Annotated in this window: 10 protein-coding genes; 3 read left to right on the top strand and 7 right to left on the bottom strand. The window is 69.4% G+C overall.

Annotated elements, in window-relative coordinates; genetic code table 11:
• From K7854_RS23070 to K7854_RS23060, 3 genes are all read left to right on the top strand, one after another.
• Nucleotides 1–1,460, top strand: a 1,460-nt coding sequence (locus K7854_RS23070; protein WP_226028455.1) for a helicase associated domain-containing protein, incomplete at its 5' end; no start/stop codon positions are given.
• Nucleotides 1,460–1,750 carry a hypothetical protein gene (locus tag K7854_RS23065; RefSeq protein ID WP_226028454.1) on the top strand — a complete coding sequence of 97 codons (291 nt, stop codon included), beginning with the start codon at nt 1,460–1,462 and terminating at the stop codon, nt 1,748–1,750. The genes K7854_RS23070 and K7854_RS23065, both read left to right, overlap by 1 nt.
• Nucleotides 1,751–2,205: 455 nt before the next feature.
• A complete protein-coding gene (locus K7854_RS23060) occupies nt 2,206–2,460 on the top strand; it encodes a hypothetical protein (RefSeq protein WP_226028453.1) in 255 nt (84 codons plus the stop codon).
• 386 nt (nt 2,461–2,846) lie between these two features.
• On the opposite strand, the gene K7854_RS23055 is transcribed toward K7854_RS23060, so the two are convergent.
• The 7 genes from K7854_RS23055 to K7854_RS23025 form a co-directional block, all read right to left on the bottom strand.
• A complete protein-coding gene (locus K7854_RS23055) occupies nt 2,847–3,659 on the bottom strand; it encodes a hypothetical protein (RefSeq protein ID WP_226028452.1) in 813 nt (270 codons plus the stop codon).
• Between the two features lie 255 nt (nt 3,660–3,914).
• Nucleotides 3,915–5,255 (bottom strand): replication-relaxation family protein, encoded by a 1,341-nt coding sequence (locus K7854_RS23050; protein ID WP_226028451.1) that lies wholly within the window; start codon nt 5,253–5,255, stop codon nt 3,915–3,917.
• Between the two features lie 117 nt (nt 5,256–5,372).
• The gene (locus K7854_RS23045) at nt 5,373–5,939 is read right to left on the bottom strand and encodes an RNA polymerase sigma factor (RefSeq protein ID WP_226028450.1); all 567 of its coding nucleotides are present in this window, start codon (nt 5,937–5,939) and stop codon (nt 5,373–5,375) included.
• A gap of 328 nt (nt 5,940–6,267) precedes the next feature.
• The gene (locus K7854_RS23040; RefSeq protein ID WP_226028449.1) at nt 6,268–7,305 is read right to left on the bottom strand and encodes a terpene synthase family protein; all 1,038 of its coding nucleotides are present in this window, start codon (nt 7,303–7,305) and stop codon (nt 6,268–6,270) included.
• A 76-nt stretch (nt 7,306–7,381) separates the two neighbouring features.
• The gene (locus K7854_RS23035) at nt 7,382–8,650 is read right to left on the bottom strand and encodes a cytochrome P450 (protein ID WP_226028448.1); all 1,269 of its coding nucleotides are present in this window, start codon (nt 8,648–8,650) and stop codon (nt 7,382–7,384) included.
• 99 nt (nt 8,651–8,749) lie between these two features.
• The gene (locus K7854_RS23030) at nt 8,750–9,151 is read right to left on the bottom strand and encodes an SCP2 sterol-binding domain-containing protein (RefSeq protein WP_226028447.1); all 402 of its coding nucleotides are present in this window, start codon (nt 9,149–9,151) and stop codon (nt 8,750–8,752) included.
• Nucleotides 9,152–9,178: 27 nt separating this feature from the next.
• The gene (locus K7854_RS23025) at nt 9,179–10,453 is read right to left on the bottom strand and encodes a wax ester/triacylglycerol synthase domain-containing protein (RefSeq protein ID WP_226028446.1); all 1,275 of its coding nucleotides are present in this window, start codon (nt 10,451–10,453) and stop codon (nt 9,179–9,181) included.
• Between the last annotated feature and the right edge of the window lie 114 nt (nt 10,454–10,567).

The raw sequence follows: 10,567 nt of genomic DNA, 5'->3' as shown, positions 1-10,567 counted from the left end.
CCGTGGTGGAGAAGTGCTTCCTCTGCTCGGTGAAGGTCCTGGGCGAGGGCGTCGACACCAAGCACTGCGACTCCGTCTACTGGGCCGACGTACGCGGCTCGATGCCGGACCTGGTCCAGGCCGTCGGCCGGGCGCTGCGGATGCAGCCGGGCGAGGGCAAGGTGGCCTCGCTCGTGGTGCCGGTGCTGCTCGGGCCGGGCGAGACGGCGGACAACATGCTGACGAGCAGGGCGTTCGGCGGGCTGGCGAAGCTGCTGGAGGCGCTGCGGGCGTACGACGCGCGGATCGTGGAGACTCTTGCGGAGCAGCAGGCCCCGAGCCGCTACAAGCCCGTCAGCAAGGACGACAGCGGGAAGAGCGCGGGCGGGAGCGGGGAGGGCTCCGGGGGCGTCAGTGCCCCCGCCATGGCCTTGTTGAAGTTCTCCACGCCCCGCGACCCGGCCGCGCTCGCCGCGTTCATCAACCTGCGGGTCCTCAACCCGGAGCACGAGCACTGGCGGCGCGGTGTGGAGGCCGCCGTCATCTACGTCCGCGAGCACGGCGACCTCCGGGTGCCGTTCACGTTCCGGGTGCCCGCCGTCGACTACCAGGAGGCGGAGGGCGAGGGATGGCCGGCCTCACTCGCCGGGTTCCCGCTCGGGCAGTGGACCGCCGACGCTCGCCGGTTCTACGCCCGCGGCCGTCTGGACGAGGACCGCATCGCCCAGCTGGAGAAGCTCGGCATGATCTGGAGCCACTACGACGTCGCGTGGGAGGAGGGCCTGTCCGCCGCGCGCGGCTGGGCCGCCGAACACGGGCACCTCCTCGCCCCGCTGGACGCCACCTTCCAGGGCGCGAAGGTGGGCATCTTCCTCAAGAACGCGCGGGCCGCCGCCCGGAAGGCTGCCGAGATCGAGCAGCGGCGTGCCGAGGGGCTGCCGGTTCAGTCGTCGGCCGGGGCCCTGTCGGACGAGCGGCGCGAGCAGCTGGAGGAGATCGACGCCTCCTGGTGCCCGGCCTGGCCGGTGACGTGGCAGCGGTGCTTCCACCTGGTGAGGATGCACCTGGACGCAGGCGAGGCACTGCCCACCGAGGCGGGCGACGTCGTGCGCCAAGGCGAGGATCTGGGGCGGTGGGTGCAGTCGGTGCGACTCGGGTGGGACCAACTCACGACCGTGCAGCAGTGGATGTGCGAGCAGGTCCTCGGGATCGAGCCCGCGGCCGAGGAGGAGAAGCCGCCGCCGCGCCGTACGCAGGCTGACAAGTGGGCGATGAACTACGAGGCCGCCAAGCAGTTCTACGAGCGGGAGGGGCACCTCCAGGTCCCCCGGAAGTGGGTTGAGCGGATCGTCGGCGGCGAGGGCCAGGAGGAGCGGGAGCACAAGCTGGGGGCCTGGATCGGGAACCAGCGCTCCCGGGCGGCGACGCTGACGCCGGAGCGGATGGAGCTGCTGTCCGCGATCGGGATGCGGTGGTCCTGATGGTGGGCATCGTCGTCACCGCGGCCGCCGCGCTCGCGGCCGGCTATCTGCTCGGGCGGCTGCGCCCGTGGCGGCGGCTGGGTGACTGGGCGGCCGATCAGGTCCGCTTCACCGGGACGTGGGTCCGGGGCGGCGCCGGGCGGCAGGCCGTCGTCGTCCTGGCCCACGCCGTCACCGCACCGCGCACCAGCTGGCGCATCATGCGCGCCCCAACCACCGAGACCCGAGCGCCGACGCCCGCACGCGATCCGGACTGGGTCGCCAACCGCCGCCAAGGAGAGCACGAGTAGACGCAAGGTCACTGACTCCCTTATGGGCAGTCGACCTCCTAGACCCCCATCGACAGCGCAAGGCCCGGACCAGGTGTCCGGGCCTTCGTCGTACCCCGGAATCTTTCCTCCCGGTCGCTGCTGTCCGGGTCCCGGACTCCGGCCCTACGGGGTGAAGGAGCCGTGCCCGCCAGGACGAGACACAAGCACCTGCGCCCTGTCACTGTCCCGCCCGCCATGTCGAACTCACGCCGGAGGCAGTACCGGTGACCACCCGCCAGGCACCCGGGGCAACACCCGCGCCGACCGCCGCTACGCTGAACACGCCCACCCTGGGCCGGGCCGAAGCCCCACAGGGACGCTCTCCAGAGAGCCGCAGCAGGACCGCCGACCGCGAGGCGCGCGCCACCCCCACGCGGACGACACCACCACAGGTGTCCGCCGTCTCTGTTCCTCCGCCTCGTAGGAGACTCCCGATGTCTCGGGACCCGCACCCGCACGCCCCCATCCCCACCCGCCCCGAACCGCCCGCCCCGGCCGGCGCAGGGACGCCGTCGGAGACCCCGCTGCTGTCGGTGCACGCCGCCGTGGTGTTTCTGGCAGCCGTCATCATCGGCCTCGTCATGGGCGGCCTCATGTTCCTCCACGACAAGTCCGTGCCCACAGCCGTCGCTGCGGGCTTGGGTTCCTTCGGGCTCAGCGTCCCCGTGCTGCACAAGCTGATCGGCTGACCGGCGGTGCGGAACTGGTGAGCGTGGCCGCCACGCCACTCCACCCACTGCGGGGCGTCCCAGATGGCCTCGGGTTCGACGACACCGGTGCCCTCAAGGAACACGACCAGGTCGAGGTCGCTGTAGGGGGTGCCGAGGATCTCATCCCGGCCGCTGCTGTGCACAGTGCCTCTGTCGGGTTCCGCAGGTCAAAGCCAGTTCCGGATCGATGGTTGCCCGTTGAACGCTGGGCAAATTGCTAAGCGCTCTCCATAAGCCCCGCTACCGCCGGTTTGGGATCGCCGCTCCGCTGGGATTTCCCTCGGCCAATGTTAAGCGGCGGCCCGTAGATCGGGCACGGGGCTAGACCCGATGAGACGGACCTCTCAAGTACGCGATCAACACGCCTAATCTGTAGGCCTATCAAGTCTCGCGAATTTCCGCCGAATTCGCTCCTTCCGAATCGCCCGTCGGCCAACCTTTTCGAACTTATTTTGCAGCTTTTCAAGTTCCCTCGCCTGGGCCTTTAGGGAAGCCGCCCCAATGATGTCGCGAACTGACGATTCTTCGCGGGAGTTGCCGGCATAGACATTGAAGCGCTCCACACCTTCGGTGAGATCTTGTAGGATGCCATAATTGGTACTGGGGTGTGACTTCGTCGTTCCAATCTGTGTCAGTTTTGCATAACGCCACTCCTTTCCTTTCCCTTCGACCGTGCGACCATTCTCGAGTTTGACGCGGGCTCGCACATGCAAGGAGCCTTGCTTTTCGGAGAATTTCCAGTCGTGCCCACTCCCGATGCCTGTTGTGTAGCCGACGAAAATTACTGACTGGAGCGGGGCCAGTTCAAACGTTGGTCTTTTGCAGTCAGTGACGAAGCTGGAAGTGTCACTTCTTTCTTCCGCGCACAGAGCGCGCCACGCATGGTCGAGCGGAGATGAAGTCACGGATGACTCTACGCCGATTACCCTAACGGAAGTCTTGCTCAGGTTCTCGATCAGCACCTCAAAACAAGGCTCCGCCCAGACTTTATCCACATCGGGGCCGTTGCCCCACCAGTGCCGACATTCGATTTCCGCTTTCGTCAGGGTTCGGTAGGCAGGTCCTTGACCGGCTAGGGATACTCGAACCCGAGGCTTATCTCTGCGATAATTTAGAGCAGTGATAAGCATGTTTGCCCCGGTGAAAGTTGCGCTTGCAGCGGATACGATGACCGCCACGCTAGCCGCGTCCATGAGATTCCCCCGAATCTAACTGGGATGGTGGCCGAGGTAATTCAGGCTGTACATCCACCCAGTCGTGAGGGCGGATTCCTTTGCCTACTCATAGGTTGCCCGTGCTGCCACCGTGAGGGCGTGTAATTGATGAAGTTTTGAGCTTCGTTCGGCGCCCTGTGGCACGCGCTACCGAACCCTGGGAGTAGCCGCTGCGGCTGGGCAGGACGGTCCTGCCCAGCCGTGGTTTCCGCTCGGACGTCAGCCGCGGAGGCGGGAGAGCCAGGTGCCGCCGGCCTTCTGCTCGGGCACGGCCTGGCCGTGCTCCTGGTGGCCGTGCCCGGCCTGCTCGGCTTGGCGTTCGGCAGTGATGGCGCGCTGCTTGCAGTCGTCGCACAGGTGCGGGTGGGTCTCGCGCGGGGCGCCCCATCCGGAGGGCTCGACGGCTTTCCACCGTTCGTCGGTGAACCGGGTACCGCAGTCGGCGCACACGGGACGACGGGCCTCTTTCTCGGCCCGGTGCTGTGCGGCGATGCGGCGCAGCTCCTCCTGGTGCTCCCGCTGGCGGGCGGCGTACTCGGCCTGCTTGCGGGCGTCGTGGGCTTCACGGCGCGGGTTGCCGATCGCCTCCAGGAGGGTCTGGTTCTGCCGCCGGCCAAAGCGCCGGAAGACCGCCCCGGCCGGGCCGTGCTCCTGGAGCTGCTTCATGCCGGTGACCACGATGGGCAGCTTGCCGTCGTACATGTGGAAGCCGGCGTCGTACCAGAAGCCCTTCCAATGCCGCTCGGTCAGCTCCGCCAGCTGCGCGATGACGGTGTTGGGGTTGCGCGGGCCGATCCGGTTGAAGACGAGCAGCAGCGGCGGGTGCGGCTGGTCGCCGCGGCGGCCGTCGGGCACCCACCAGCGGGTACGCCACATCGGCCGCTCCTTGCCACCGGTGTCCTTCACCTTCCGCTGGCCAAACCGCATGTACTTGTCGATCTTCGCAGCGAGGACCTGCGCCGACTCGAAGCAGTTGTCGATCTCCACGAACAACAGCGGCACCCCGCCCTCGGGCGCGGTGATGACGATGTCCGCCTGGGCGCCTCCCTTGCCCGGGTTGGCCCAGGTTCCCGTCGCGGGCAGCGCCACCTCGGTCGCGTAGGAGGAGATGGTGCCCAACCCGGCGGGCGCGTCGAAGGCGGCCTGCGCGGCGGCGCGGACGTCGGCCGGCTCGCTGGCGAGCTGGGCGAGGTCCGGCTTCGGGCGCAGCAGGGCGAGCACGGCTTCGTTGACCGTCATCGGGTGGGAGGCGCCCGTGCGCCCGGCGCCGCGGGCCGGGTTGCCCATCTCTCCCACCGGCCGCCCCAGCTCGCGCGCGGCGGCCTTCAATCCCATCGGGGTGAGGTTGCGCAGCGTGTCCCCGCCCGGGAGCTGCCCGCCGTTCTCCGCCAGGCCGTGCTTGCGCAGATCCGACAGCGCCCCGGTGTGGGAGGCGGTGCGGGCCTGCTTCCGCTTCGACGGGGTCGACTTGTCGGTGTGCCGGTAGCTCAGGTGCGGTGCTGCGATCTGCTGGATCTGTTCGACCGTCGCGACCTTCAGCACTCCGAGCACGCGCAGCACGTCACCGCGCAGGTTGTTCGACGACCCCGCCGGGTTCTCCTCACGCTTGCCCGGTCCGGAGCAGCGTCCCTCGTCGTACCCACCGGCCTCCCAGGACGAGGCCGACCAAACCCACAGTCACAGCGGTCCTGGCTCGGCCACGAACGCGTCAGCCCTCGCCGCGGAGGCAGCCAGCTCCCGAAGCGCGAGTTCCCGCAGCCGTGCCCGGCCGCGGGTATAGGCCCCTTCGGCAGCCTTCGCGGAGATGCCCTGCCGCACGGCGAACGCGGTAACCGGCAGACCCTCCACGCGGGCAAGCAGGACGTCACGCTGACGCGGTGGGAGGGCATGCACTCGCTCGAGCAACCAGCGTCCGAAGGCAGCATCACAGATGTCGTTCTCCGGGGAGACCGGCACGTCCGCCACGTACGCGCGGTGTGCGAGCGTCCGGTGGCGGTGCTGGACGCGGTAGAAGTCGGCGACCAGACGCAGTGCCACCGTGGTCAGGAACGGGCCCAGCCGGGCAAGGTCCAGGCCCGGGTAGGCGGCAGTGCGGATCATGGCCTCCTGCACGCAGTCCTCGGCGTCCTGCCGAGTGGGGAGACGCTTTCGCACCAGGGCCATCAGCCGGTCATGGTGGCGGGCGACGTCCTGCCATACCTGCTGGCGGTCGGGCGGACCGGCAGACTGCTGGCGCAGGTACATCGGTTTCCTCATCGTGCAGGTCGGAATGGGCCTCGTCTGGCTGCCCGCCGCTCCCCCACCAGCAAACGGAACAGGCAACTCCGGTCGGGGTGCAGAGCAGGGCGAGCGCGGCACGCAGGATGCGTGCAGCTCGGCGCGCGCCCGGTGGCTGCCGTACGCGCCCCCCTGCCAGCTGTCGACGGCCGAGCCGTCCGGGAAAGACGGTCCATGCGCGGTGCTGCTCCTCCTCGCGTAGTGGACTCCCGGCATGCTGCAGCGGGCAGATGGACGCCCTGCGCCCGGGCTGTGTGTCGTCTGTTCGCGGCCCTGGATGAGAGCGGGAGGTCGGTCACTGTGGCTGGGGGATTTTGGTGGCGGCTGGAGTGAGGTGGCCGTAGCGGGGGTGGTGGAAGTACCACGTGGCGTGTTGCTGGAAGGCGAGCAGTCCGCTGGCCCAGGAGCGGATGGCGGCATGTCCTTCGTCGGAGTACAGGCCGGCTCGGTGGTCGCCCTGGACGCGCTGTTGGGCGTCGTTGAAGGCCTGCAGTTGCTGCTTGATCCGTGCGACGGCCGCACGTCCGGCTTGGGGCAGGGTCAGGCCGTCGGAGCGGTGCATGATGAGGACGAGGTTGAACAGGCCGTCTTCCGCGAGTTCTTTGGGGGCAGAGAAAACGTCGTTGATCCAGGAGGCGATGTCAGCTGCGGTGCCGAGCATGGTGTCGTATTCGGGGCTGTCGTAGAAGCTGGTGGGCAGGCGGATGTTCTGTGCCTGTTCCACCAGGTCCAGCAGGGGCAGGGCGGGCGCGGTGTCGCGGCGCAGGCGCAGGAAGGTGTGCAGGTCGGGGGGTGTGTTGCGTTCGCGCCATGTGGTTTCGTCGACCAGGGCGTGGAAGTAGTCGTGCAGGTGTGTGGACAGCTCTCGGAACTGGAGCGGGGCCATGACCACTCGGGTGCGGTCCAGGAGGTCGGCGAAGGCGGCCTGCAGTCCTCCGGCCGACTGGGCTGGTTGTGGGGCTGCGGTGTTGGCGGCGTCCAGGATGTGGTGGAGGGGTTCGGTGACCTGGGTGGACTGGTCGGTTGTCGCGCCGGTGGGGCCGTCTTCGAACAGGTCGTCCAGGAGGAAGAACCAGGTCACCCATTGGATGCCCAGCAGCAGGATGTGGTCGTCGGCCCTGGGGTAGCCGTAGCCGGCGAGTTGGGCGGCGCGCAGGTCGCGCAGGCGTTGCTGTGCGGTGGTTCCGGTGGCGAGGTGGAAGTGTTCGGCCCAGATCAGGCTGTTGTGCTGTGCGGTGTCGATGCGTGCCGGATCGAGGGGGGAGTTCAGGGGCAGGGGCCATTCGGCCAGTGCGGGCTCGAGGAGGGCTGCGGCGTCGTGGCCGGGCGTCATGCTGGGTGCCTTTCGGTGTCGCGCCGGGGGTGACGGCGTGGGTGACGGCGGGCTGCCGGGAGCTGGTGGTGGGGTGTCAGGTGATGTGGCAGGGCATGTGCTTGATGCCGTGGACGAAGTTGCTGACCAGGTATTCGGGCGTGTCCACTTCGAGGGTGGGGGCGCGGTGGAGGAGTTCGTTCAGGATGGCTCTGAGCTGGGCTCTGGCGATGAAGGCGCCCAGGCAGTAGTGGGGGCCGCCTCCGCCGAAGCTGACGTGCGGGTTGGGTGTGCGGGTCAGGTCGAAGCGTTCGGGGTGGGTGAAGACGCGCTCGTCGCGGTTGGCTGAGGGGTACATCAGGGCGACCCAGTCGCCGGCGCGGATGTGCTGGCCGCCCAGGGTGGTGTCGCGGGTGGCGGTGCGCCGGACGGTCATCACGGGGCTGCTCCAGCGCAGGATCTCTTCCACGGCGGCGTCGATGCGGCCGGGGAAGTCCTGTGTGAGGGTGCGGCGCTGGTCGGGGTGGTCCTGCAGGGCGCGTACCGCGTGGCTGGTGGCGTTGCGGCTGGTGTCGTTGCCGGCGACGGTGAGCAGGACGAAGAAGGAGGCGATCTCCTCGTCGGTCAGTTTCTGCCCGTCGACTTCGGCCTGGACGAGGTTGGTCATCAGGTCCGCGGCCGGGTGGCGTCGGCGGTGGGCGGCGAGGTCGAGGCCCAGGGTGAGCAGGCCGACGAGGGAGTCGTTGAGTACCTGGCCGGCTTCCCGGCCGGCGGCGACGGCGGGGTCGTTGTAGGAGACCATGCCGTCGGCGAGGGCGGTCGCCTCTTCGCGCAGGTTGTCGTCGAGGCCCATGAGTTCGTTGACGGTCCACATGGGCAGCGGCTTGGCGACCAGGTCGACGAAGTCGCCGCACTTGGCGTCCAGAAGGCGGTCGACGACTTGGCGGGCCTGGTGCTGGATCTGTTCGATGAGCCGGGTGACCTGGCGTGGGGTGAAGGCTGAGCTGACGAGCCGGCGCAGCTTTTGGTGGCGGGGGTTGTCCATGCCGATGATGGAGCTGGCCGCCTCCAGGATGTCCTCGGGCACCTCCTCGAACTGCCATCCCTGGCTGGAGCAGTACACCTCTGGTCTGCGGCTGGCTTCCAGAACGTGCTCGTGGCGGGTGACCACCCACAGTCCCTCCTGCTGCGGCGGCATGAGCGCGCCCTCCATGGGCGGCTGCCAGCTGACCGGAGCGTCGGCGCGCAGAAGGCGGAAGGTGTCCTCCCGTTCATCGGCGGTCTGTCCCCAGAACGACAGGCTGGTGACGTTCAGCGGTGGCGGTGGCGACGGACGGTCCGGGGCGCGGGCGGCCGATGAGGTCATGGTGGGCTCCTGGTGCGGCGGGTGGGAGGTCCGGGCGGCTTGGGCAGCCAGGTGCCTGGTCGCGCAGCCCAGACCGGGGCGGTGGGGGTGCGGCCGGGTTCACAGCAGGAGGTCTGCGCGGCCGGTGTCGTGCAGGCGTGCGATGTAGACGGGGAACAGCCGCTTGCCCAGCGGGGCCAGTTTCAGCAGGCTCGCCACGTTGCCCTGCACTGTGATCTGTCCTTTGGCCATCGCCATGGGCAGGTTGACCTTTCCCTGCCAGTAGGCGTTGCCGACCTCGGCGGCCATGCGCATCGTCGCAGCCGGCGGCGGCTGGCCGGTGCCGTCCCCCACGGACTGGGTGGGGGCGTCGACGCAGACGGTCGCCTCGGGGTCGGTGAAGACGAACCGGAAGACCTGCCCGGTGGCGGTGAGCTTCGGGCCGATCTCCGGGTCGGCGAACGCGTCCTTGAAGATGCCGCCGATGTAGGTGACGACCTCGTCTGAACTGGCAAAGCCCATGCTGTCTCCTGAACGGCGCGTCCCGTGTTACGGACTGTCGGGTGACGGTGAGGCGTGCAGTGCGGCCAGCGCCTGGTGCAGACACGCTGCCAGGCCGGCGGCGGGGACGGCGGTGTCGTGCAGCGCCGACACGCTCACGCGCTCGCCGTGCTGGAGCATGCCGAACACCACGGTGTGGCCGGGGGCGAGCGGTGGATGGAAGACCGCCTGGCGTACCGGTGCGCCTGCCACGGCCAGGCGCGGCGACAGGCGGATGGTGGTCGCCATCGCCGCGATGTAACGCGGGTCGGCGAGCCGGGCGAACAGCGGCCGCAGCAACCAGAACGGTGCCGCGCGCAGCACCGTCCTGAAGCGTGCCCGGTGGCGCTCCAGGCGTTGGGGGCTGGTCTGCTGCATGAGGTGGTGCAGGCGGTCGGCGGGCCGGTCCAGGGCGCAGGGCAGGGTGATGGGGAGCATGCCCAGGGTGTTGCCCAGTGCCGCGTGCGCGTCACCGGACCGCAGATGCAGAGGGAGCGTCACCTTCGGTCCCAAATGCCTGCCACCGGGGAAGGTGCCGTCGTAGGCCCAGTCGCGGACGGCACCGGCGAGGACGGCGAGGCACACCTGGTTACGAGTCGCCCCGGCCCCTTGGGCCACAGCGCGGACAGCGGCGTGGTCGAGGTCGACGACGTGCAGACACCGACGCCCGGTAGGCGGCACCACCCCCGGTGGCCACACCGGCCCGCGGCGCACCGGGACCGCCAGATCCACCCCGAGGTTTCTGGGTGTGCGGCGTGGCGAGGCCGGACGGCCTGTCCCTGTTGACGCGGGGGCAGTGGGCGGCGGAAGCTGCCGGGTGCCGAACAGCGCTTCCAGCGTCGCGGCCATCGCCACGCCGTCCTGGAAGGCGTGGTGCACGCGGTAGCACAGCGCGTACTCGTCGTCGCGGTAGCCGTCCAGCACCGTCAGGTCCCACAGTGGCGCACTGTCGGGCAGGGTGCGGCGTTTCACCCAGGGCACGGCCTCGGCCGGTTCCGTGCCCGGAACCAGCGAGTGGTGTCTCAGGTGGCGGCCGATGTCGAAGTCGCTGGAGGGCTTCCATCGGCCGGCCTGGAGCCGGTAGGCGAGGACCGGCGCGCGCTGGACGCCCGCGGCGAGGATACGTCGCAACGTGTCACGGTCCGGGGCCGTGCCGCGTACCCGCAGCAGAGCGCCGAAGTCCGTGTCGGTCGCTGACGGCGTCTGTGCGGCTGCCCAGGAGAAGCCCCGGTCGAGCGCCGACATGGGGACGCTGTCCGACCGCACGGTCCTTCTCGCCTGCACCTGTGGCTCCCGTCCTCATGTCTTTCGACGCCCCGGGGCGTGCTGTCGTGGTGGAGCCGCCCTACCAAGGGCAGGTCTGTCCGTACCTCGGCCGCGTCCGGCCGCCCCTGCGGC

Origin of the sequence: Streptomyces hyderabadensis (assembly GCF_020404845.1) — a bacterium.
GTDB classification, from domain to species: Bacteria; Actinomycetota; Actinomycetes; order Streptomycetales; family Streptomycetaceae; genus Streptomyces; species Streptomyces hyderabadensis.
Note: the sequence above shows the minus strand (reverse complement) of the source record. Positions and strands in the feature narration are given on the sequence as shown.

Coding starts and splice junctions, on each gene's coding strand:
- K7854_RS23065 (WP_226028454.1), top strand. CDS start 1,460: ATGGTGGGCATCGTCGTCACCGCGGCCGCCGCGCTCGCGGCCGGCTAT.
- K7854_RS23060 (WP_226028453.1), top strand. CDS start 2,206: ATGTCTCGGGACCCGCACCCGCACGCCCCCATCCCCACCCGCCCCGAA.
- K7854_RS23035 (WP_226028448.1), bottom strand. CDS start 8,650: ATGACCTCATCGGCCGCCCGCGCCCCGGACCGTCCGTCGCCACCGCCA.
- K7854_RS23045 (WP_226028450.1), bottom strand. CDS start 5,939: ATGTACCTGCGCCAGCAGTCTGCCGGTCCGCCCGACCGCCAGCAGGTA.
- K7854_RS23030 (WP_226028447.1), bottom strand. CDS start 9,151: ATGGGCTTTGCCAGTTCAGACGAGGTCGTCACCTACATCGGCGGCATC.
- K7854_RS23040 (WP_226028449.1), bottom strand. CDS start 7,305: ATGACGCCCGGCCACGACGCCGCAGCCCTCCTCGAGCCCGCACTGGCC.